This window comes from Streptomyces sp. NBC_01304 (assembly GCF_035975855.1).
In the GTDB taxonomy this organism is placed as follows: Bacteria; Actinomycetota; Actinomycetes; order Streptomycetales; family Streptomycetaceae; genus Streptomyces.
Genome location: NZ_CP109055.1, coordinates 434,191 through 456,494 on the forward strand (window position 1 = coordinate 434,191; position 22,304 = coordinate 456,494).

Here is a 22,304-nt window from a genome sequence, read left to right on the forward strand (position 1 = left end):
GCCGGACATCCAAACCTGGCCCACTGGGCGGGATAGGGCCCGCAGAGACCGGTGTCCGCGCCGTGCGACCGCTGCAGCGGCCCCGCGCGGCTCAGTCCTCCCAGTCCGCGTCGTCGCCGCCGCGCATGGTGCGCCATCCCTGGAGGTCTTCCAGCGCCTTCCGCGTCAACTGGGCGTACTGCACCGGGCACTCCCACAGCTCACGGGCCGACAGCTCGACGGGCACGGGGGTTTCGGGATGGTCCTGCGGCGCGTACAGGTGGACCACCGCGCGGTACCGGGACCGCACGTCGGAACTGGCGGTGGACCAGGGGTGCTTCGGATGCTCGCAGGAGACGTCCAGGTCGATGGTGGCGAGCGCGGCGGCCAGGTCGCGCGCGTAGGAGGGCGGCAGACCGGCGTACGACTGGGCGATGCCCATCCACAGGCACAGGAACAGGCCGATCCGCTCCTCGTCCCGCACCTGCCCGGTGAGCCAGCGGCGGGCGGACCACAGGGCGACCGGGCCGGTGTTGTCCTCCCAACTACGGCTGATCGCCTCCTGCATGGCGACGAGGTCGAGGCGGCCGTCGTCCAGGACGAACTGTGCGTCCAGAGGGGAGACGTCGATGCCACCGAAGAGCTGCTGCTGCGCCTCGCGCAGGCGGCCCAGGGCCTCATCGACCAGGTCCGCGAGAAATCCCTCGCAGTCGAACACCACCAGCTCTTGCTCGTCGAGACCGTAGTCCTCGGCGAATGCGGCCCGTCCGCCCTCGGTCAGCATGCTCACCCCCGCCTCGACCTGGTACTCCGAGTCCAGCTGCGCCGGGTGGGCGCCGGCCGGGCAGATGCAGGAGGCCCGGTCCAACTGCGTACGGAACCCGTCCAGGGCCCGTATGTACGAGGCGAACACGGACTTGCTGAAGATGCGTGCGCCGACGTACCAGCAGGTGGCATGCAGGAGCATCGTGTACCCGGTCCGCTCCCGGCGACCCTGCGGGGTGGCGTCGCGGCCGAGCGCCTCCCCCGCGTCGTCGGCGAGGACGGCGAGGGTCGATTCGGGATCCACATAGGGGTAATCACTGACGATCCCGGACAGGTCGGAGATCAGTTCGCGGTGGTCGGCAGACAGCATGGGCGTCACTTCAGTCACATCCGTAACTGACGACTGCGCAGGTCTGACGGTTCCCCCGGCACACGTCACGGATGGCCCCGTCGGCCTCGCCCTGAGTCCGGAGGGCGGGGAGGCACGCGACGTTCTGCGTGAGGATGTCGAGCGGTTCGGGTTCGGATGAATCGGCCGCAGCCATCCACGGGCCTGCATGCGGGCACTACGCGGCAGGGCTTCCCGAGGTGGCGCGCGAGAAGTCGTACACCGCCCAGTCGGTGAGCGTGCGATAACCGAGGCGCTGGTAGAGGGCGTTGCTCGTGGGGTTGGCCAGGTCCGCGAACAGCACGACGTCCCGCGCGCCCGCTGCCAGCGCGGCGCGGCTCACCTCCGCGGCCACTGCGCCCGCATAGCCGCGGCCGCGCAGTTCGGCCGAGGTGTAGACGATGTCCACCTGGATCTGGCCGCCGATCAGCGGGTTCATGCCTGCGACGGAGACCGGCGTGCCGTCCGGGGTCTCCCAGAGTGTGTAGCGCTTGTCGGCGAAGCGGGTGTCGGCCCATATGCCGGCATCGATGACCACGTCCTCCCCCACAGCCCGGGCGAACTCACCGCACCAGAACATCACTTGGTCAAGCTCCTGCTCGCCCAGGACACGACCGCGGCCTGCCGGCATCGGCTCCGGCGGGGTCAGCCTGTCGAGGCGATACAGACGCAGCCGCGTGTCGCGCAGTTGCGGCGTCACGCCGGTGTGCCGCTGCCAGGCTTCGGCGAAAACGGTGGCCGTGCTGTGGTCGGCACTGACGTAGGGAAGGGAGTACCCGAGGGCGGCCAGGCGAGCCGCAAGGGAGTCCGCCTGCTCCGCCGTGAGCGGGGAAAGGCCGAAACCGCGGGTCGGCAGGCGATAGAAGGTGGCACGGACCTCGCCTGCCTGCTCCAGTACGCCGAAGACGGGAGCCTCAGTGCCCCACGCGCCCGCCCCACGCTTTCGTACTCTCTCGGCCCAGGTGAGCTGCATGATGTGCCGACCGGGCTGCGCGCACAGGAAGTCCCCGGCGCGGGCGAGGAAGCCGTCGACGTCTTCGGTCAGGTGCCAGTCATCCGGTCGCATGATTCATGATCTTAAGGCTGCGGGGGCGCCGCTCGTATCCTGCCGGACTCGGCATGGACCCTTCGGTTTGCAAGTCCCTCTGTGGCAGCGGTGGTTGAGGTGACGGCTTGGGTGCTGCACGCATCCTCGGATGGATTGGTCAGTGTTCAGGTTGGGCCCTCGCCGCCAGCGCATGCTTCAGCCCCGTCGGCCCCGGGCGAGAGGGTTTCACGGTGCATCCGCGAGCCGCGCGACCTGAGCCGTCAGCACCGGCCGGGCCGGGCGTACAGGCTGATGCGCGCGCCCTGGACCCGGCGGGTGCCACACGCCTCGAAGTGATCGGCGAGCACTTGCCGTTTGACCTGCTCCGGGGCTGCTTGGTCCGGTGGCTGACCCGCCGGGTCTGTCACCACCACGATGCGTGCCGTTGCCAGCATGCGGGCCCGAATCACGGGCGCGGCTGCCTCGATGCCGTACAGCGTGTGCGACGTGACCGGACCGCGGTCCAGGGCCAGATCGCGCAGCCCGCGCACCGATGTGGGATCCGCCAGTGACCACACGCGGCGCCATGACGGCAGGTACAGCACGCTGTCGCCGTCCCGCCCTGCCGCGCGAATCGCCTCCGCCACGGCGGTGACGTTGTCGGTACGGCTCTGCGGAGTCCGCAAGTGCAGTGTGACGGGCAGCAGGACGAGGGTGCAGGCACCGGCGGTGAGCACGGTGGCCACCCGGATCCGGCCCCGTGCCCGCGGCAGCCGGTCGAGGGCGGTCCCGACGAGCAGGGCGGTGCCTGCGTGGCCGTAGAGGACGTAGCGGTCCACATAGAGCGGCTTGAGCGGGGTGGCCAGCAGGAGCAGGAGCGCGGGCAGGACGAGCAGGGACAAGGCGAATGCGGGCAGCGGCCCGCGGCGGATCAGCGCCGCGCAGGCCGCCCCGAGCACCGTGACCCCGGCGAATCCCAGGAGTGCGCCCGCGTGCACGCCGCCGATCCACGACACCTGGTCGGACTGGCGGATACTCACCGCGACAAGGGGGGCGAGGCAGAAGGAGACCACGGCTGCCACCCGCATGCCGTTGCGGCGGGCGGCTCGCGGGAGTGCAACCAGGTGCGCGAGGACGGCCAGTACGGCGAACTCGTGCAAAAGGCAGGCCGCGAGCGCGACAGCGCCGTAACCCGCCCACATCCGGTGCGAGCGCGTCTCGACCGCCCGCACCAGCAGGTACGACGCCCAGACCACCAGCATGCAGACGAGCGCATAGGACCTGCCCTCCTGCGCATAGCGCTGCACCGGCGGCAGCAACGCGAAGACGCCCCCGGCCAAAAGCCCCGGGCGCGGGCCGGCCAGCCGACGGCCCAGCAGCGCCAGCGTCCCGGCCGCGAGGGCAGTCGCCAGAACCGAGGGCAGGCGCAGCACCAGCAGCGGGTCGGCGTCGCCGGAAGCCCTGAACAGTCCGTGCAGCAGCAGGTAGTACAGGCCGTGCACGGCGTCGGCGTGCACCAGCGTCGCCGCCAGGTCGGGCAGGGAGCGGTGCGCCATGTCGTACGACACCGCCTCGTCCCGCCACATGCTGCCGCCGCGCCGCACTCCCCACAGGCCAAGAGCGAGGGAGAGCACGGCGGGGAGGAGCACGGTCGAGTACGCGCGAGGGCGCGGTGGCTCGGCGGGCGCGTGCGGCAACCGTGTGGGCAGCAGGGAGGGTCTGGGTGAATGGGTGGTGGCGATGGCCGGCTCCGTGACTCATGGGCGAGTGGCGTGGCGGTCGTGCACCGACGAGTCCAGAGGCGGGCGCGTTGATGGGCAGCCCTGATTGCGGGCGTCAATCAATGGGCCCGGGGCGGTTGTTAGCGTGTGGGCCGGCCGTGAGCGAGGGGGACGTGCATGGGGCGCCGCGAGAAACCGCTGGACCCGGGGAGGGGCGCGGTGCAGCGGTTCGCGTACGAACTGCGAAAGCTGCGCGACGAGGCGGGCACGCCGACCTACCGTGCGATGGCGCAGCAAGCCGGGTACTCGGGGCCCACGCTGTCCGCCGCGGCGGCCGGCGAGCGGCTGCCGACGCCGGCGGTGGTCCGGGCCTACGTCGTCGCGTGTGGGGGCGACCCCGAGAAGTGGGAGGGGCGCTGGCGAAGGGCGGTCGCCGAGGCAGGCGACGCGCGTCTGTCCGGCGGTTCGGACGACGAGCCGGCACCGTATCCGGGGCTGGCTCGCTTCAGTACCGGCGACGGGGAGCACTTCCATGGACGCGGCGATCTGATCGACGATCTGGTCCGGTTGACCGGGCGGGCGAGGATCACCGCAGTCGTGGGTGCATCGGGGAGCGGCAAGTCGTCTCTGTTGCGGGCCGGGTTGATACCGGCCCTGCGGGGAATCGAAGGCCCGGCGGGCGGGCGCGTGCGGGACGTCGCCGACCCCGTGGCCGCCGGCGACGTGCAGGCCCGGCCCGCTGCGATCCGCCTGTTCTCCCCCGGTGCCCACCCCGCCCGCGCCCACGAGGCCCTCTTCGCCCCGCACTCCGGGCCCGGCGACATCCTGCTCGTCATCGACCAGTTCGAGGAGGTCTTCACCCTCTGCGCCGATCCGGCGGAACGGACGCGATTCCTCGCTCTGTTGCTCACCGCGGCCGAACCGTCGGCGCGGCTGCGGGTGGTGCTCGCCGTCCGGGCCGACTTCTACGGGCGCTGCGCCGAACACGGCCCGCTCGCCGAGGCGCTGCGCGATTCCACCCTGCTCGTCGGACCGATGACCCCGACGCAGCTGCGGCAGGCCGTCGTCCGTCCCGCCGCGGCACGACGGATCGTCGTCGAACGCTCCCTGACCGCACGGATCGTCGCGGACGTCACCGGCGAACCCGGCGGGCTGCCGCTGATGGCCCACGCCCTGCGCGAAGTCTGGCGGCGGCGTACCGGAAAGACCCTCACCCTCGCCGCGTACGAGGCCGTCGGCGGTGTCCAGGCCGCCGTCGCGCACACCGCGGAGGCCGCCTACGCCGCTTGCACGCCGGCCGAGGCGCTTGCCGTCCGAGCGCTGCTGTTACGGCTGGTCACCCCCGGCGACGGCACCGAGGACACCCGGCGCCCCGTCGACCGTACGGAATTCGACGCCGACGACACCACCGCCCGCGTCCTCGAACGATTCGTCCACGCCCGCCTGCTCATCGTCGACGGCGACACCGTCGAACTCGCCCACGAGGCGCTCATCTCCGCCTGGCCGCGGCTGCACGGCTGGGTGGACGAGGATCGCGACCGCTTGCGCCTGCACCGCAAACTGACCGAAGCCGCCCGTGTCTGGAACGAGTTGGCACGGGACGCGGGAGCGCTGTATCGGGGAATACGGTTGGCTGAGGCGCGGGAGGCCTTCGGGAATGGGGACGGCGAAAGGACGGGTGCAGGCGCGTCGGGGCCGCCCGCAGGTGGCGTCCCCGGAGGGGGTGAACCCGGCGCCCGCTGCGGCGAGTTGAGCCGCCTTGAGCGCGACTTCCTCGCCGCCAGCGTCACCGAGCACGAGCAGAGCCGCCGGGCGGCGGCCCGGTCGACCCGGCGGCTGCGGACGCTCACCGTCGGACTTGCCGTACTGCTGTGCCTGGCCGTGGTCGCCGGTGTCAGCGCCTGGCGGCAGAGCGACGTCAGCGTGCGACAGCGCGAGGAGGCCGAGGCCCGCAGAGCGGCCACGCTGTCCGAAACGCTGCGCGCCACTCAGCCACGCACCGCGATGCGACTTGCCCTCGCCGCCTGGCGCACCGCCGACCTGCCGGAGACCCGACAGGCGCTGCGCACGGCCGCCGCACAAAACGAACAGGACGCGTTCGTCCAACCCGAGGACGGCGGCGGCGCACTCAATCCGCTCACCTGGCTCAGCCGGGACGGCCGGATCCTGACAACGGTCGTGCGTGACAAGGCCGTTCAGTGGGACGTACGCACCCATCGGCGTATCCGGACCGTCCAGCGCCGGGGCCTGTCCGAGGGCATCCTCGACGTCAGCGCGGACGGCCGGTGGATCGCCTACCGCGAGCCGGGTCGAGCGGGCCTGGTGGTTGGCGGGCTGGCCGACGGGAGCACACGCCGCCTCGCGACCGGCTCGTGGACCGACACCAACGCCGCCTTCGGACCCAGCGGGCGCACTCTCGTCCTGCGCCGACTCGTCCCCGGGTCACAGCACGGACGCGCGACGCTCGAGGTGTGGGACCTGCGCCTGCAGAAAGCAGTCATGCGCTACGAACGAGGCAGCGATGCCGGAGAGATGCCCGTGCTCAGCCACGACGACCGTCACCTCGCCTGGTGCGAGCAGAACAGCGAGCGCTTGCAGGTCCTCGACGTGGCCGACCGGCGCCCGGTCGCTGCCCTGGCGCCCGCGAAAACCCAACGCGACCTGTGCGAGGGACACCTCACGTTCACCCCCGATCAACGGGCAGTCGCGTCCGGCACCTCCGATGCGATCGTCACCTGGGACTTCCGGACCGGCCGGGAACGCCCACGGCTGCCGCTCTTGGGAGGCGCGCACTCCGTGAGGTTCTCCGGGCCCTACGCGCTGGCCTGGGGCGCCGGCGCCTTCAGCCTGTGGCGTACCGACCTTCCCGCCGCCGCCGACGGCACGCGTGCGCCGCTGCTCACCTATCCCGTCGCCAGCAGTCAGGTCTCCGACATCCGTCTGGATCCCGGCGCGGGCGTGCTGCGCTATCAAGTCGGCAGGCGGCCCAGCACGGTACGCACTCTCTCGCTGCAAGGGCTGACGGGCAGGGCCTGGCGGGAACGGGCCGCGTCCCCGAGGGAGAGCGCCTCTGCCGGTGACTCCCCGCTCGTGGCCGTCGAGCCGACAGGGCGCACCGGGCTCACCCAGCAGGGGACACTCGTCGACGCGTCAACGGGCAAGCAGCGCACGGGAAACAAGAGCCTGGAAGGCGAGGACTCCCTCACCACCGGAGCGTTCAGCCCCGACGGCAAGCACCTGGCCACCGCCGGCAGCGAGGGACGCATCACCCTCTGGGACGCGCGCACCTGGCGCCGGATCACGGTACTGCGCGCCGGTGCGTCGAGCGCGGGCATCGCCACCCTGGCGTTCTCGGGCGACGGTTCCCTGCTCGCGGCCGGGGCTCCCGACGGCTCCGTGCAGGTCTGGGAGACGGCCTCGCCGACCCAGCCCGCGGCCACCTTGCCGGTCGGGGACGGGCCGGCCCTCGGCATCGAATTCACCGGGAGCCAGGGAGAGTTGCGCATCGCCACCCCTCACCTGGACATGCGTGCCCGGGCCGCGGCGCCCGACCGGGCAGCCGTGGAGCTGTGCCGGCGAGCGGCGGGCGGGCTCGCCGAGGCGGAGTGGCGGCGCTACTTTCCGTCGGCCGATTACCGCGACACCTGCGGCCCTTGACGTCGCAGGTCTGCACTGCGAGGAAACCTTTGGCCAACAATCCCTTTACGGCGCACAACTATTCGTACGCCACAGGTGTCTCCCCAGCGAACCCCATCACCATGGAGGCACCTGTGCGTGTACGAACCGTCGCGATCGCCGCGTCCATAGCGGCAGCGGCCGCCACCGGCACCACCCTCGCCGCAACGGCGTCCGGGAATGCCGTTGCGACGGGCAAGGCCACCGCGTACGACTTCAACGGCGACGGCTACGCCGACGTCGTCACCGCCACCCCGAAGGCCGTCGTCGGCGGTCAGGCGAGCGCGGGCAACCTCGTGGTCAGCTACGGCTCCGCCACCGGAACCTCGACCTCGCGCGCCGCAGTCCTCAGCCAGAGCTCCGCCAATGTGCCCGGGGCGTCCGAGGCGGGCGACCAGTTCGGCGCCCAGACGGCGAGCGGCGACGTGGACGGAGACGGCTACGACGACCTCGTCGTCACCGCCCCCGGCGAGGCTGTCACCGGTCACACCAACGCCGGTGCCGTCACTGTCCTGTGGGGCAGCGCGAGCGGCCTCGGCAAGACCGCCACGGCACTCTCCAACACCGCCGACGAACTGGGCTTCGGCCGCGATGTGGCCATCGGCGACCTCGACGGTGACGGCGGCGCCAACCTCGCCGTCCTGGCGGACCGGAAGATCCTCACCTACCCGGACGGCATCTCACGCACCACACCCGCCGCGCCCACGGCGGTCACCGGCGGTCTCGCCGACGTGTCCGCGCGCTCCCTCGTCACCGGCGACTTCACCAGGTCCGGGAGTGACGGCCTTGCCGTCATCGGCTCGGCGGACGAGTGCGACGCGAGCTCCTGCCCCTGGCTCGGGTACTACACCGGCGGCCCCGGCGGCGTCACCTTCCAGTCGAACCTGTCGACAGGCGCGCCGGTCGCCGCGGCGGCCGTGGGCGACATCGACGCCGACGGCTACGACGACCTGATCACCGGGCAGGCCGGGCCGTTCCCGGACGAGGTCAACGACCCGTCGGGCGGTGCCGGTTACGTCACCATCCGCTACGGCCACCCGGACGGCCCCGGCAAGATCGACACCGCCAACTACAGCCAGAACACCTACGGCATCCCCGGCACCGACGAGCAAGGCGACGCCTTCGGCTCGGCCCTCGCCGTCGGTGACATGACCGGCGACGGCATCGACGACATCGCCGTCGGCGCCCCGTACGAGACCGTCGACGGGGTGCAGAACACGGGCTCCGCCTACCTCATGAAGGGCAGCGACTACGGCGTCGACCTCGGCACCAACGTCCGCTACCAGTCGTACGCCGGCGTCCCCGGCGCCGACGAGGCGAACGACTACTTCGGCTCCGACGTCTCCCTCGTCGACGCCAACGGCGACGGCCACGCCGAACTCGTCGTCGCGGCCCGGGGCGAGGACGTGAAGGCCGGTTCCACCTCCGACGGCGCGAACTGGGTGATTCCCGCCTCGGGCGAAAGCCTGTCGCGGACCGGCAACAAGTCCTTCAGCGCCGACGACTTCGGCCTCACCTTCACCAACCGGCAGTTCGGCTCCGTCCTCAGCGACTGACAACAGGCCCGACATCGGCAGCGACCACGCGGGGCGGGAGAAGGGCGGGAAGCGATCTCACCCCTCTCCCGCCCGGCCCGCTCACGCCCGGTAGCAAGCCGGCCGCGCCTGTGTACGTCCCGGGCCTGCCGCACTCCTCGCGCCTGCAACGACGCGGCGGACGCTCCCTCCCCTACGAGGTGGCCCAGGACTGGCGGCGGACTGCAGCCAATGGCACTCGGCCGCTTGGACGTAGATTCAGCGGCGTCCTTCACGCGGGGACGCGCTCCCCCTCCGTCTGGCGCGTCCCCGCGTGTGACGTCCTCGACCAACGTGCCACCGCGCCCCCGACATCGTTGTCGGGAGCGCGGCCTGCACGTTCGCGGCCCTACCGGATACGCCAAGCCCTGAGGGACCACGGCGCAGCGGCACGAGCAATCGTCCTACGGCGTGTAGACGGCGTCACTGCCGTACAGCTCCCTGGTGAAGGCGGAGACATCGGCGCTGCGGTCGGCGCCGTTGAGGTTGTACGTGAGGTAGACCCCGTATCCCTCGCTGACGGTGCGGCGGGCGAGGTCGGCGGCTGTGCTCTGCGAGGTCCGGCCGATCTCGACGGCCGCCGGTGACAGCTTCGACTTGGGCAGGTTGATGCCGGGGACCTGCCAGGAGCCGTAGTACGGGTTCCAGGCGTAGTCGAACTTGGACGTGACATCGACACCGCCGTAGGAGAGGCGCGATGCGGCCGGGCCGATGTTGTAGAGGCTGATGATCTTGTCTGGCATGTTGGCGCGCAGCGCCGTGACCAGGTGCACGAACGAGCTGTCGTTGGGCTGGCCGGTGCCGTTGTTGCCGTACTCGGCGTACTCGTCGTCGAAGTCGATGCCGTCGAGGCCGTACTCGGTCACGGCGTCGGACAGCTGCTTCGCGAACGCCGAAGCCGCCTGCTGGGACGGGAAGTTCGCGAAGCCCGCGCCCTGGTGGTTGCCGAGCACCGAGAGAACGACCTTGATGCCCTTCTGCTGCAACGGCCGTATCTCGGTGGCGGCGTTGTCGAGGACGCGCTGCACGTTCTCGTTGAAGTGCAGATACGCCGCCTTCGTGCCCGTGTCGTAGTTGATGTTCGCTGCGAAGATCACGGCGACGTCGAAGACGTTGCCACCGCCGTTGGCCAGGCTGTACTTGCCGACGTTGAGCATGCTGTTGTTGTTCACCTCGACGTACGCCACCGAGGTCGGCCCCGCTTTCGCGGGAGCAGGAGCGGGAGCGGGGGCCGCTGCCGCGCCGGTCGTGAGTGTCGTGCCGAAGGCGAGGGCCGCGAGGGTCGAGAACACGAGTGCGGCCGTCCGCACTCTGCTCCGTACCAGAGTGAACATCGTTGATCAATCTCCCATCGCATGGGCCGGCGCCCCGACTTGTTCGAAGGCGCCGAGTGAGCCCTCCGATCTTTCCGCTCTGGTGAACGAATCTGGAGAACCATGCGCGCACCCTTCACCACTCCCACCCACACCGCGCCGCAACCATGGCACCAAGCCAGAGCCGAACTGCTCGGGCGCGGTCGCGCCGGGGTCGTCGCCGGCCTTGCACGCGGGGACTCGGGTCCCCGGAGAGGGGATTGGCGCTGGGCTCAGCTACTGGCCCTCAAAGCGTGGTGTCGTGAAGGTCGTCGGCGGAAAGAACTCGCGCTCGCAGCCTTCTGCGCCGCCGCTTCACGGCAAGCTGAGCTCTTCGCGGGCCCCTGCAACCCAGCGCAGGACGCCGTGGGAGTCAGTCTCCTTGGCGAGGTCCGTCGCCTCGCTGAGCAGCGCCGCCGCGTCCTCCCTCCGCTCCTGCTGGGCGGCGAGATAGGCCAGGCCGATCAGGTTGGCCGCGACCCCGGGCAGGAATCCCAGTTCCCGGCGCAGGCGAGTGGACTCCTCGAAGTGGGCACGGGCCTCGTCGAGGCGCTCTGCCATCTGGTCGATGAAGCCGAGGTGGCGCAGGGCGTAGGACATGGTGAGTCGGTCGCCGGCCTGGGTGGCGAGGTCCAGGGCTCGCTTGAAGGCGGGTAGGGCCGTGTCGTTGTCGTCGCGCACCACCTGGTGGAAGGTGCCGACCCAGAACACCGCCTCGCCCTCGCCCTGCACATCACCGAGTCGACCGTAGAGATCCGCCGCTCGATCGAACAGCTCCAGCTCTCGCTCGTCCTCAACTCGCTCCGCCAGGAAGCGGGCGTGGATTATGCGGCCGCGGGCCAGCGCGAGATCTGCCTCGACCGCATCGAGGCCCAGGTCGGCAGTGGCAAGAGCATCGGTGTCGCCGCCGAAGACGGCTCGTTCGTAGAGGAGTTGAGCCTGACCGATTCGCCCGTCCGCAGTCATTCGGTGATCATAACGATCCCGGACAGGCAGACACAGTCCCCGAGCGTTCGTTCGTTCGTGAGCGTGCGGTGGGTGTCCGGAAGGGACATAGGTCTTCTGCTGACGCTCAAGACGTGACGTTGTGGGGGGGGGATCCGCTGGAGGCGGACCGGCCTCCAGACTCGCTTCTGCGCCGGAGAGTGGACCGCCGAACCGCTCTCCCACCAACGCGGTCAGTCCGGTCAGCCAGACCGCAGCGTCCATACCCACCCCGCCTCGGATCGGCCAATGCTGCTGTCACGGCATGCGCCGGAACACGCAGTGAGCATCGGGGCGTTCACTGTTGGCCCCCGTCAGGTGCACCGGCACGGGGGCCGCCGGGCGCCGCCGACGTTCAGTGGTCTCTGCGGCTGATCAGCCGGGCCAGCGCGAGCAGTTCGCCGCGTGCCTGCGGTTCGGGGTACATCCGGGACAGGCCTTCCAGGGCCTGGCCGGCGGTCTCATCCGCCTGCGCGCGGGCCCACCGGCGGCCACCGGCCCGCTCCACGAGGTCCATGGCATGCGGCAGTTGAGCCGGCCGAAGTGGTGCGCCGGCCTCGAAGAGCGCGGCGAGTTCGTCCCCGGCGGCGGTGCCCGAGGCCAGCGCGGCCGTCACCGGCAGCGACTTCTTCAGGGCGACCAGGTCCGCTCCGGCGGGCTTGCCGGTAACGGCCGGGTCGCCCCAGATGCCCAGCAGGTCATCGACGAGCTGGAAGCAGAGCCCCAGTTGGCGCCCGCACCGATCCAGACTGTCGGCGTCCTTCTCGTCGGCGCCCGCATACAGTGCGCCGAGTGCGCACGCACAGCCCAGGAGGGCGCCCGTCTTGGCCTCGGACATGGTCAGGCACCCGTCGAGGCCGACCGTCGTCCGCTCCTGGAACGCGCAGTCCGCGTGCTGTCCTTCACACAGTTCGATCACGCAGGAGGCGAGCCGGGACGCCGCGGCCGACGCGGCAGGGTGCGGGTCGTGCGCCAGCAGCCGGGCCGCCAGGGCCTGCAGGGCGTCCCCCGCCAAGATGGCGTCCGGGAGGCCGAACACCGCCCAAGCGGTGGGCCGGTGCCGGCGCAAGGTGTCGGCGTCCATCACGTCGTCGTGCAACAGCGTGAAGTTGTGGACCAGTTCCACGGCTGCGGCCGCGCACAGCCCTCGGTCGTCGTCGGCCTTCGCGGCCTGCAGGGTGGCCAGCACCAGCGCCGGGCGGATGGCTTTCCCGGACCCGCCCTCCTGCAGGACGCCGCCCTGGTCCCACCATCCAAGGTGATAGCCCGCGATGAGCCGCATCCGTGCGGGCAGCGTGTCCACGGCGGCGCGCAGCACCGGGTCGACCCGCGCACGGGCCCGCGCCAGCAGGGCAGTTACCGCCACGTCTTCCTGGTCCCGCTCCTCGGTCTGCACGGCCCCCCAGGATTGCGGGCATGAAGAATCTTCGAGGCGCCATTGAATTAACCCGACCAAAATGTTGCTGCCTGGACGGACCGCGACCCGGTAGCGAAATCCCTCCCGCACCGAAGATCCCCTTCCCGTACTGCGTAAAGCGCTCCGAAGCAGGGGTTGAAAGTCGTAAACCCTCACCCGCCCCCGGCTCCCAAGTGGGCAGGGGCAGGGAATCCCGCACACTTCCCCCTCGGTTGGATATTCGGCCGAATCTACGCGATTCGAAACCTCTGTGCAGGCGGGTGATGAAAAGTCAGGCGTTTCCCGGGGTGACCGTGTGAAAGATGGCAAAATCCAATAGCCCAATATCGGACAGAGCAGATAGGACAGCAAATCTGCCGGAGATCTTGAGATTCCGAAGCAACTGCCCTGGCACCGCCAAAAACGTCGGGCAACTCGCGGGCTTCAAGGCATTCCTGAAATGCTTTCGCAGTGCGGCAACATGCCAACTGGCAGGCTCGGGCGTCCGAAGAGTGACTCGTCCGGTCGCCCGGCCGGCCGATTGCCACTTCACAGACCGGCCGCCGCCGAGGTTTCCACGAGCTGAATCGGCCAGTCCTGCCGCCTCGACGTGGCCACGGGCGAGACCTGGTCGTGAGCGGCAGCCGCTCGGCGGTCGAGGAGCTCGCGATCATGCCGGCCACCTACGGCAGTCTTGACACGCCCATGACGACCACTTGTATGGTCTAGGCCAACCGAACTCGCTCCTCCGCTTGGGGAGTTCACCCATTTCGGGTGCTACCGCCTGTCCGCGGAGAGCGAGACCTCGGCACCTTCCACCCCTCCTGGCCCCACCCGAGAGAGGCCGCCCCGACGCGCGCCTGGCCCCCCACATGGCCACGCACAACTGGTCGGCCGGATGTGAAGGAGTACCCATGCACCCCAGCAGGAAGACGGCTGCCCTGATCGGCGCCGCTCTCGCCCCCGTCCTCGCTCTGAGCCTCCCCACCGGCTCCGCCAGCGCTCACGGCTACATCTCCAACCCGCCCAGCAGGCAGGCCCAGTGCGCCGCCGGCACCGTGTCCTGCGGCGACATCACCCACGAGCCACAGAGCGTGGAAGGCCCCAAGGGCCTGACCAGCTGTAGCGGTGGCAACAGCCGCTTCGCCGAACTGGACGACGACAGCAAGGGGTGGGCCATCACCCCGGTGCCCAAGACCACCACATTCTCCTGGCGGCTCACCGCCCGCCACTCCACCAGCACCTGGGAGTACTACGCCGGCGGCCGGCGCATCGCACTGTTCGACGACGGCGGCGCCCAACCCGGCGAAGTGGTCGACCACCAAGTCGACTTCGGCGCACTCAGCGGCAAGCAGAAGGTCCTCGCCGTGTGGAACGTGGCCGACACCGACAACGCCTTCTACGCCTGCATCGACGTCAACGTCGGCGGCTGACGGGCCACTTCCCGGGCCGGCTCCGCCAAGGGGCCGGCCCACCCGGCGCGGGCCACCACCTCCCGCACACGATTCGCCCCACCATCAGCACCCCTGAGGAGTCGACACCGTGCACTCCCGCATCATCGGCCTGCTGGCCGCCACCGGCGCGACCGCAGCGATCACCGCACTGGCCCTCGCCCCGACAGCCTCCGCCCAGAAGGCGAACCAGGGCGCCGCCGCCGAATTCGTGGTCAGCGAAGCCCAGTTCGACCAGATGTTCCCGAACCGCAATTCCTTCTACACCTACAGCGGGCTCACCGCCGCGCTCTCGGCGTATCCGGGGTTCTCCAACACCGGCAGCGACACGGTGAAGAAGCAAGAGGCGGCGGCCTTCCTCGCCAACGTCAGCCATGAGACGGGCGGCCTCGTCCACGTCGTCGAGCAGAACACGGCCAACTACCCGCACTACTGCGACACCACGCAGCCCTACGGTTGCCCGGCCGGCCACGACAAGTACTACGGGCGCGGCCCGATTCAGCTCAGCTGGAACTTCAACTACAAATCGGCAGGCGACGCACTCGGCATCGACCTGCTCAACAACCCCGATCTGGTGCAGAACGACTCGTCCGTCGCCTGGAAGACGGGCCTGTGGTACTGGAACACCCAAAACGGCCCCGGCACGATGACGCCGCACAACGCCATCGTCAACGGCGCCGGATTCGGTGAGACCATCCGGGCCATCAACGGCACCCTGGAATGCAACGGCGCCAACCCGGGCCAGGTTCAGAGCCGCATCGACAACTACCAACGCTTCACTCAGCTCCTCGGAGTCGAACCAGGAGGCAACCTCAGCTGCTGAACCGCGTGGGGCCCACCTCCACGTGGGCCCCACTCACCGGGCCACGGTGACACCGTCGTAGCCCTTGCCCGCCGTGGCCGTGCACGCACCGGAAAGCCGGGCGCCGCCCTGCGGATCCGTGCCGTACAACCCGGCGAGGCACTTGCCCAAGGCCCGCTGACCGAAGGCGTTGGGGTGGATGGACTCGTTCATGTCGCCTTCGAACCGGCCGCTGGCGACGAATCGGGCCCACTCGCTGAACTGCCGAGATTTCGGGGTGCCCTGGGTGACCAGCTTGGCCTTGTCGGAGCAGACGGTGTGTCCGCGCAGCGCCTCGCGCAGGTCGAGGGAGCCGGTCCCGTGGTCCGCGGCGACGTTGCGCAGAGCGCTGCCCATCTCGTCGATCAGCCCTCGGGCCCAGTCGAGGTCCTCGTCGTAGAAGGGGCAGCCTCCGGTGTGGAGGCGGTCCCAGCCGTCCCCGGGGTAGCGCACGTCGGCCGACGTGGCCAGGGGTGCAGGGTAGGACTGCAGGACGATCGGGCCTCTTGGGCCCGGCTGGCACGGACGGTTTCGGAACAGCCCTCAGATGGGCAACCGGGCGGCCGCGTCGTTCAGTCGACAGTGCCTGCCCCCGAGGAGCGCCTCTCCTGACCGCAGCGTGCCGGCCGGCCCGGGGAGGGGAGGGGACCGACCTCGTTTCCCCTTCTCCGTAAGGAGGTTGCGGAAAGCCGCCCGCTCCCCCACGGGCTCCGGGCACGCAGCCGGCTCGACAGGCCTAGTGGAAGGCGCCGCTGTAAGCATTGAGGGCGAGCTGTCCGCCGAGGTGGGCGTACAGGACGTTGGAATCCCGGGGGATTTCGTCATGGCGTACGAGGTCGATGAGCGCGGCCATCGACTTGCCCTCGTACACGGGGTCGATGATCATGCCTTCGAGGCGTGCGGTGAGCCGTATGGCCTCCAGGGTGGACTGGACGGGAATGCCGTAGGCGTCCCCGGCCCAGCCCTCGAGGAGGGTGATCTCGTCGTCGCGCAAGTCCCGCTCCAGGTCGATGAGTTCGGCCGTTTGGCGGGCTATCTTCTCCACCTGGGCGCGGGTCCTGTCGAGCTCGGCTGAGGCGTCTATGCCCAGCACCCGGCGCGGTCGGTCCTGACCCGCGAAGCCTGCGATCATGCCGGCCTGGGTGCTGCCGGTGACGCTGCAGACCACGATCGTGTCGAAGAAGACGCCCATCTCCTGCTCCTGCCGACGTACCTCTGCGGCCCAGCCGGCGAAGCCGAGGCCGCCCAGGGGATGGTCCGAGGCTCCGGCCGGGATGGCGTACGGAGTGCCGCCGCCGGCGCGCACATCCTCCAGGGCCTGCTGCCAGCTGTCCTTGAACCCGATGCCGAACTCCGCCCTGACCAGGCGTATGTCGGCGCCCATCAGGCGGGACAGCAGGATGTTGCCGACCTTGTCGGTGACCGGGTCCGGCCAGTTCACCCAGCTCTCCTGGACCAGGACAGCCTTCAGTCCGGCCCGGGCCGCGACCGCGGCGACCTGCCGGGTGTGGTTGGACTGCACCCCGCCGATGGTGACCAGGGTGTCCGCGCCCTTGGCGAGGGCGTCCGGCAGCAGGTACTCCAGCTTGCGGGTCTTGTTCCCGCCGAATGCCAACCCGCTGTTGCAGTCTTCCCGTTTGGCCCAGATCCGGGCCCCACCGAGGTGCTCGCTGAGGCGGTGCAGCGGGTGGACGGGGCTCGGTCCGAACAGCAGGGGATGGCGTGCGAAGGCATCGAGGGGCATGTGAACTCCTTGGGTCTCCGGGCGGTGGTGTCGGGCAGGTGCGGCGTCACGCCAGCCGCTTTCTCACCTCGCTCTTCGAGACCTTGCCCACCTTCGAGCGAGGCAGGCCGAGCCAGATATCCGCCTCTCCGGGGGCTTGACGCGACCGATCCGCTCTTTGGCGAACTCGGTCACCTCGCCGTCCGGAGCGCGGGACGCACCCGGCCCCGCCTGCAGCACGGCCGTGAGGCTCGCTCCACTTGTCGACGGCCACTCCCACCACCTCGCCGAGCCGGCCGGATCCGAGGTCCACCGGACCCGGCCACCCCGTACGCGTGGGAGGTTGGATCAGCCTGACGGGCAGCGGATCAAGCGGACACCCGCCTCAGGACGCCACGCCCCGAGCGGTCACCGTCCGTGCGCGGCCCGGTAGCCCAGGCCGAACCCGCGCTCGTACAACGGATTCGTCGTGTCGTCGGGCACGTCGCCGAGCTGGGCCTCCACCTCCTTCTGGGACGAAGGCAGCTCGAAGGGCAGCTTGCCGCCCGGACTGCGCTCGCCGAAGACGGTGTCGAGCAGGACGCTGTCGGAGACTCCGTAGTTGGCCAACACCGCGTCGGCCTGACGGGCCATGTCGGTGAGGACCAACGGCCGGTCCAGCTTGGGGATCGCGACGGTAGGAGTACCGCTCTTCGCGGCCGCCAGGAAGGCCTTGTACGCCGGGTCCGAGGCGCTGAACTCCAGGCCGGTCAGGTCGGCACCGCCCCGGGGGTCGGCCAGCCGTACGAGCGCCAGATCGGCGTCGTCCGGGTCGGCGACCACGTTCAACCCGCGAGCCTTCGCCTCGGCCGCGGAGATTCCGTACAGGTAGACGTCACGGACCTTGCCGCGCTTGGCCGGCAGCGTCCGGTCGCTGTTCTTGAGGAGGGTCAGCGAATCGGCCTGTGCCCGGTCGCCCAGGGCCTGGAAGCCGGCGTTGCCGACGATGCGGCCCGCTGCCTGCTCGGAGACGTACGGGTCCTCGAACAGGCCCAGTTGGAACTTCTGCTCCAGCACCCGCCGGGCCGACTCGTCGACCCTCTTCTCGGTGACGAGCTTCCGCCTGACGGCCTGCACGACGTACGACGGCTCGTCGCTGCCGCCGATCTGGTCGACGCCCGCGTTCAGTGCGAGTGCGAAGCGCTCCAGTACGGTCTTGTCCTCCACGCCCCACGACATGCCGACGCCCCACGCCCCGAAGAAGGGAGCCGGCGGGCGGGTGTTGCGGCACTCCTCGGGACAACTGCCGGTGATGCCCCAGTCGGAGACGATGAGGCCGTCGAAGTCGTACGTCCCGCGCAGGAGGTCCTTCAGCAGGTAGGAGTTGAAGCCCGCGCCGACCTGATCGAGCTTGTGGCCCTTGTACGTCAGGTCCTTGAGGATCGAGTACGTGGGCATGATGCCGGACGTGTTCGCGGCGAATGCGCCCTGGAACGGCGTGATGTGGTCCTGGAAGTTCTTGCCGGGGAAGGTGGCGTACCGGCCGTAGTAGTAGTGGCTGTCGTAGCCGTTGGCCTGGGCGCCGTAGCCCACCCAGTGCTTGGTGACGGTGGCGACGCTGTCCGTGTCCAGCCCCGTGGATCCGCCCTGCAGGCCCTTGACGTAGGCGTTCACCTGGCGGCCGGCGTCCGTGGGGTCGGAGCCGAAGGTTCCGTTGATCCTGGTCCAGCGGGGCTCGGTGGCGATGTCCGCCTGTGGGGAGAGGCCTTCGGAGATGCCGACGGCCCGGTACTCACGGCGGATGACGTCGCCGAGTCTCTCGGTGAGCCGCGGGCTGTGCGCGGCGGCGATGCCGATGGCGTCCGGCATGGCGGTCGTACCCGCGCCGGCGACGGTCTGGCCCTCGACGACCGCGAAGCCGTTGCGCGGGTCGGTGGAAATCATCACCGGGATGCCCAACCGCTGCTTCTCGGCGACCTGTTGCACCTGGTTGCTTGCCGCCGCGACCTTCTGCGGGGACTGCGACAGCCGGGTGATGGCCGTCGTGACATGGCGCTCGCCCACAAGTTGGGCCGTCTTGGCCGCGTCGTAGCCTTCGCCGGAGGCGGTCAGGGTGCCGTGGACCAGAAGCCCGGCCTTCTCCTGCAGCGTCATGCGGGACACCAGGTCCCGGGCACGTGCGGAGTCGCTCAGGCGCCAGTCCTCGTACGGAGTGAGCGAGCCGTTGCGGTCCAGGTCGCGAAAGCGCAGTCCGTGGGACTCGATCAGCGGTATGTCACGCGAGCCGAGCCGGGGCTGTACGGAGGGCCGTCCATGGGCGCCGGCCGACGGGCTGAGCACGCCCGCCTGGGCCAGGAGTGCGGCGACGGCGGTCATCGCGGCCAACGCCGCCGGCCTTCTCGCGCCGCGGATACGTGAAGGCATGGAGGGGTTCCTCTCCGTCGAGGTGCAACAAGTCATTCAAGGTATGAAGTGGTGACTCGATTAAGCGCCTTCAAAGTAGGGGCCCGTATTCACTTGTGACAAGAGATGTGCACGGATCATGCTCGCTGAGTTCAACTCATGTCGGCGAAGGGGGCTTCACGCTCCAGGACGCTGCCGACCCGGCATCACGGCCGAGGCCTCGTCGAAGATGTCGGGGTGGGGGGTGAGCACCATGCGCGGCCACCCACCGACCAGACCCAGCCAGGCCGCCGCGAGTGCGGCGCGACAGCCGAGGTGACGTCGCCGAGGACCTGGCCCCCGCCGGCCGATCCGCGTGGGGCGGGTCGATAGCCTGCCCGGGCAGTCGACGACAGACGAGGGGCCAGGCATGTGGGGTAGGCGGCGGAAAATCGGCCGGGGGCCGTTGGTACAGGCGGCGGTCATAGGCGCCGCGGGGCACGGCAAGAGCACCCTGGTGCAGGCCTTGACCGAGGTCGTGCCCCAGGAGTTTCGGCAACCGGCGCAGCCACTCGGGCAATTCGGCACGGCACGCGGCTCCTACCAGCTGTACGACAGCCCCGACCTGGACTCCTTCCGCTCCCGACTCGCCGTCGGTGCCGGGCAGTTGGGCGGTGCAGTGCTGGCCGTCTCCGCCGAGGACGGTCCCATGCCGGACACCCGGGAGTATCTGGAGGCGGCACGGGCGGCGGGCGTGACACAGGTCGCGGTGTTCCTCGGCAAGTGCGACCTGGTCAACGACCCGGAGATCACGGAAATAATCGAGCTCGAAATCCGCGAGCTGCTGCACGAGCTGGGCTACCCCGGGGACCAGTGCCCGGTCGTGCACGGCTCCGCGTTGCGGGCGATGCACCAAGCCGGCTCCCGGCAGGGGCGCCGCGACGTGGTACGTCTGACGGAGGCCCTCGACGGTCACTTCGGCTGACACCGGATCGGCCTCCCCCGGCGGGGTGCTGCCGTGCGACAGCCTCGTACGGGTGCAAAGTCAGCAGCCCGCAGGCTTGGGGTATGGGCCGCCGGCACGGACAACTCGCTTGGACGCACTTGCGTGTGTGCGCCGTGCGAGAGCGCGCCGTGCGGCCCATCAGCTTCCCGGGCCCCGTCGAACGGGCGGATCAGCGCAGTCCGGCGAAGAGATCGTCCTCGGGTGCGGTGGAGCCGGTGGCGTCCTTGACCCGCACGAAGGTCTCCATGCCCATCAGCTCGCCGAACCTCTCCTTGCCCATCTTGAGGAAGAAGATGTTCTCGCCCTGACTGGCGTGCGCGGCCAGCGCATCGAACTTCTGGCCGCTGAATGCGAGGGTGTCGACCCACGTGGTGATCTCGTCGTCGGGCAGGCCGATCTCGGCCATCGCCGCAGCCTCGGCAGGATCCGGCTCCGGCATGTCCGGATGCAGCTCGCGCATGAGCTCGCCGAAGCGCTGCATCCCCGAGCGGGGCATCGTCGTCCAGTACACCTTCGGCGTCAGCTCGACCATCTCCAGCGCGGCCATCGTGATGCGGTGGGCCTGGATGTGGTCGGGGTGCCCGTAGAAGCCGTTCTCGTCGTAGGTGACGACCACATCGGGCCGGTAGTGCCGCATGAGCTCCGCAAGGCGGGCGGCGCCCTCCTCCACCGGGGTCTGCCAGAAGGATCCGGGGGCGTCGTTGCTCGCCCAGCCCATCATTCCGGAGTCGGCATAGTCCAGCATTTCCAGATCGCTGATCTTCAGGACGTCACAGCTCTCCTTGAGTTCTTGACGCCGCATCAGCGCGACGGCCGCCGGATCATGACCGGGATCCCCCGGCTTGACACCCCCCGGTCCGTCACCGCAGCCGCCGTCGGTACAGGTCACGAGAACCGTGCGGATGCCTTCCGCCGCATATCGCGCCAGGACCCCGCCGGTTCCGGTGGCCTCGTCGTCGGGGTGGGCGTGTACAGCCATGAGCGTCAACGGCCGGTCAGTCATGAAGCAGTCCTCCTGCAGAAAAATGTCTTGGTCCGAGTGCACGGCAGGCGTACCGCGCCCCGAGGGCCCGGATCCTGGCGGGCCGGACGACCCTGGTGGTCTCCGCGTTCCCCGCCGTGCGGCGCCGGCCCCTCGGTCGATGCAACCGCGCAGGCCGGACCGACTGTTCCCGGCACGGCCACTTGATCTTCCGAGCATCGGCCTTTCAAGGCAAACGACAGGCTCGACCCACACGTCGCAGCGCAGCCTCGGATCCGGCTTCCATCCGGCACCGGAACGGATCGCTCGATGAGCGCGCGACCATCTGCCGTCTGTTCGGTAGAAGGCGGTCAGGGCGTGCGGAGCTGAGGGGGAAACCCGGTCCAGCGCAGCTCGTCCGGGAGGTGGCTCACGTCGTTGTAGACGAGGACGGTTGCGGGCCGGGCCTCGGCGTAGCGAATCACGGTCAGTGCCGCGTTACCGTGGGTGAGACTCATCCAGCGCCAGGGCGGCGCATCCAGAGCGGCACGGACGAGCCAGGCGACGAGGAACGCGTGGGTGACGACAAGGTCATGCCGGGGTGCATCCCCGTGCTCCACCGGTCCGGTGAAGTCCGCGACTGCCCGGCGGGCAAGCTCCGCACCATGTGTACGCTCCGCGGCCGAAACCGAGCCCAGACGCGACAGCATGGCGTCGGCAATTTCCGAGGGGAGCTCGCCTCGATCCGGCACATACGGAACGTAGTCCCCAGCCGTCTCGCACTCGCGCAGTGGCACCCCGCTCACCTGCTCTGCGATCAACCGCGCCGTCTGCGCCGCACGGGGCAGCGGACCGTGGTGGACCGCCGTCAGCGGTACCTCATGCAGACGCCGGCCCAGCAGCTCTGCCTGCCGCCGCCCGCCCTCTGTCAGCCCGCCCTCTTCGGAGGTGGCTTCACCGTGACGGGCAAGGTACAAATATCGATCTTGCATGCCGAGGTGGACGCCCACCTTCAGCCATCGGTTCCCACAACCAGAGATGGCCGACGGTCGCTTACATCGAAGCTCGAAACAACCACGTCCCCGCCAGTGGCGGGGACG

At 70.0% G+C, this 22,304-nt stretch carries 16 protein-coding genes; 5 read left to right on the plus strand and 11 right to left on the minus strand.

Annotated elements, in window-relative coordinates:
• Positions 1-91: 91 nt before the first annotated feature.
• From OG430_RS01870 to OG430_RS01880, 3 genes are all read right to left on the minus strand, one after another.
• On the minus strand, positions 92-1,114 hold the full coding sequence (locus OG430_RS01870; RefSeq protein ID WP_327350578.1) for a hypothetical protein: 1,023 nt from the start codon (positions 1,112-1,114) through the stop codon (positions 92-94).
• Positions 1,115-1,310: 196 nt separating this feature from the next.
• Positions 1,311-2,198, minus strand: a complete 888-nt coding sequence (locus OG430_RS01875) for a GNAT family N-acetyltransferase (protein ID WP_327350579.1) — start codon at positions 2,196-2,198, stop codon at positions 1,311-1,313.
• Between the two features lie 242 nt (positions 2,199-2,440).
• Positions 2,441-3,808: a glycosyltransferase family 39 protein gene (locus OG430_RS01880; protein WP_327350580.1), complete on the minus strand. Its 1,368-nt coding sequence runs from the start codon at positions 3,806-3,808 to the stop codon at positions 2,441-2,443.
• 249 nt (positions 3,809-4,057) lie between these two features.
• Between OG430_RS01880 and OG430_RS01885 the strand changes: the two genes are divergently transcribed.
• Positions 4,058-7,537, plus strand: a complete 3,480-nt coding sequence (locus tag OG430_RS01885) for an nSTAND1 domain-containing NTPase (RefSeq protein ID WP_327350581.1) — start codon at positions 4,058-4,060, stop codon at positions 7,535-7,537.
• A 113-nt stretch (positions 7,538-7,650) separates the two neighbouring features.
• Positions 7,651-9,111, plus strand: coding sequence for an FG-GAP repeat protein (locus OG430_RS01890; protein WP_327350582.1), 1,461 nt, complete (start codon positions 7,651-7,653; stop codon positions 9,109-9,111).
• A gap of 422 nt (positions 9,112-9,533) precedes the next feature.
• On the opposite strand, the gene OG430_RS01895 is transcribed toward OG430_RS01890, so the two are convergent.
• The 3 genes from OG430_RS01895 to OG430_RS01905 all read right to left on the minus strand — a co-directional run bounded on the left by OG430_RS01895 (position 9,534) and on the right by OG430_RS01905 (position 12,861).
• Positions 9,534-10,463, minus strand: coding sequence for an endo-beta-N-acetylglucosaminidase H (locus OG430_RS01895; protein WP_327350583.1), 930 nt, complete (start codon positions 10,461-10,463; stop codon positions 9,534-9,536).
• Between the two features lie 333 nt (positions 10,464-10,796).
• Positions 10,797-11,447: a tetratricopeptide repeat protein gene (locus OG430_RS01900; protein WP_327350584.1), complete on the minus strand. Its 651-nt coding sequence runs from the start codon at positions 11,445-11,447 to the stop codon at positions 10,797-10,799.
• A 373-nt stretch (positions 11,448-11,820) separates the two neighbouring features.
• Positions 11,821-12,861, minus strand: coding sequence for a family 2 encapsulin nanocompartment cargo protein polyprenyl transferase (locus OG430_RS01905; protein ID WP_327350585.1), 1,041 nt, complete (start codon positions 12,859-12,861; stop codon positions 11,821-11,823).
• 914 nt (positions 12,862-13,775) lie between these two features.
• Between OG430_RS01905 and OG430_RS01910 the strand changes: the two genes are divergently transcribed.
• Positions 13,776-14,294 (plus strand): lytic polysaccharide monooxygenase auxiliary activity family 9 protein, encoded by a 519-nt coding sequence (locus tag OG430_RS01910; RefSeq protein ID WP_327350587.1) that lies wholly within the window; start codon positions 13,776-13,778, stop codon positions 14,292-14,294.
• Positions 14,295-14,403: 109 nt separating this feature from the next.
• Positions 14,404-15,135: a chitinase gene (locus OG430_RS01915; protein WP_327350588.1), complete on the plus strand. Its 732-nt coding sequence runs from the start codon at positions 14,404-14,406 to the stop codon at positions 15,133-15,135.
• A 33-nt stretch (positions 15,136-15,168) separates the two neighbouring features.
• Here OG430_RS01915 and OG430_RS01920 read toward each other — a convergent pair whose 3' ends face one another.
• The 3 genes from OG430_RS01920 to OG430_RS01930 form a co-directional block, all read right to left on the minus strand.
• A complete protein-coding gene (locus OG430_RS01920; RefSeq protein ID WP_327350590.1) occupies positions 15,169-15,606 on the minus strand; it encodes a hypothetical protein in 438 nt (145 codons plus the stop codon).
• Positions 15,607-15,889: 283 nt separating this feature from the next.
• Entirely contained in the window at positions 15,890-16,897 is a 1,008-nt protein-coding gene (locus tag OG430_RS01925) for a 1-aminocyclopropane-1-carboxylate deaminase (RefSeq protein WP_327350592.1), read from the minus strand.
• 387 nt (positions 16,898-17,284) lie between these two features.
• Positions 17,285-19,279 (minus strand): glycoside hydrolase family 3 protein, encoded by a 1,995-nt coding sequence (locus tag OG430_RS01930; RefSeq protein ID WP_327350593.1) that lies wholly within the window; start codon positions 19,277-19,279, stop codon positions 17,285-17,287.
• A gap of 388 nt (positions 19,280-19,667) precedes the next feature.
• Here OG430_RS01930 and OG430_RS01935 point away from each other — a divergent pair, with 388 nt between their 5' ends.
• Positions 19,668-20,222, plus strand: a complete 555-nt coding sequence (locus tag OG430_RS01935; RefSeq protein WP_327350594.1) for a GTP-binding protein — start codon at positions 19,668-19,670, stop codon at positions 20,220-20,222.
• A gap of 190 nt (positions 20,223-20,412) precedes the next feature.
• Here OG430_RS01935 and OG430_RS01940 read toward each other — a convergent pair whose 3' ends face one another.
• Both OG430_RS01940 and OG430_RS01945 read right to left on the minus strand, forming a co-directional pair.
• Complete coding sequence (locus OG430_RS01940; RefSeq protein WP_327350595.1) at positions 20,413-21,246, minus strand: PIG-L family deacetylase; 834 nt, start codon at positions 21,244-21,246, stop codon at positions 20,413-20,415.
• A 329-nt stretch (positions 21,247-21,575) separates the two neighbouring features.
• On the minus strand, positions 21,576-22,196 hold the full coding sequence (locus OG430_RS01945) for a histidine phosphatase family protein (RefSeq protein ID WP_327358941.1): 621 nt from the start codon (positions 22,194-22,196) through the stop codon (positions 21,576-21,578).
• Between the last annotated feature and the right edge of the window lie 108 nt (positions 22,197-22,304).

Excerpts from the sequence above, each read along its gene's own strand:
- OG430_RS01870 (WP_327350578.1), bottom strand. The coding sequence starts at position 1,114 with ATGCTGTCTGCCGACCACCGCGAACTGATCTCCGACCTGTCCGGGATC.
- OG430_RS01875 (WP_327350579.1), bottom strand. The coding sequence starts at position 2,198 with ATGCGACCGGATGACTGGCACCTGACCGAAGACGTCGACGGCTTCCTC.
- OG430_RS01885 (WP_327350581.1), top strand. The coding sequence starts at position 4,058 with ATGGGGCGCCGCGAGAAACCGCTGGACCCGGGGAGGGGCGCGGTGCAG.
- OG430_RS01895 (WP_327350583.1), bottom strand. The coding sequence starts at position 10,463 with ATGTTCACTCTGGTACGGAGCAGAGTGCGGACGGCCGCACTCGTGTTC.
- OG430_RS01900 (WP_327350584.1), bottom strand. The coding sequence starts at position 11,447 with ATGACTGCGGACGGGCGAATCGGTCAGGCTCAACTCCTCTACGAACGA.
- OG430_RS01910 (WP_327350587.1), top strand. The coding sequence starts at position 13,776 with ATGCACCCCAGCAGGAAGACGGCTGCCCTGATCGGCGCCGCTCTCGCC.
- OG430_RS01925 (WP_327350592.1), bottom strand. The coding sequence starts at position 16,897 with ATGCCCCTCGATGCCTTCGCACGCCATCCCCTGCTGTTCGGACCGAGC.
- OG430_RS01930 (WP_327350593.1), bottom strand. The coding sequence starts at position 19,279 with ATGCCTTCACGTATCCGCGGCGCGAGAAGGCCGGCGGCGTTGGCCGCG.
- OG430_RS01935 (WP_327350594.1), top strand. The coding sequence starts at position 19,668 with ATGTGGGGTAGGCGGCGGAAAATCGGCCGGGGGCCGTTGGTACAGGCG.
- OG430_RS01940 (WP_327350595.1), bottom strand. The coding sequence starts at position 21,246 with ATGACTGACCGGCCGTTGACGCTCATGGCTGTACACGCCCACCCCGAC.
- OG430_RS01945 (WP_327358941.1), bottom strand. The coding sequence starts at position 22,196 with ATGCAAGATCGATATTTGTACCTTGCCCGTCACGGTGAAGCCACCTCC.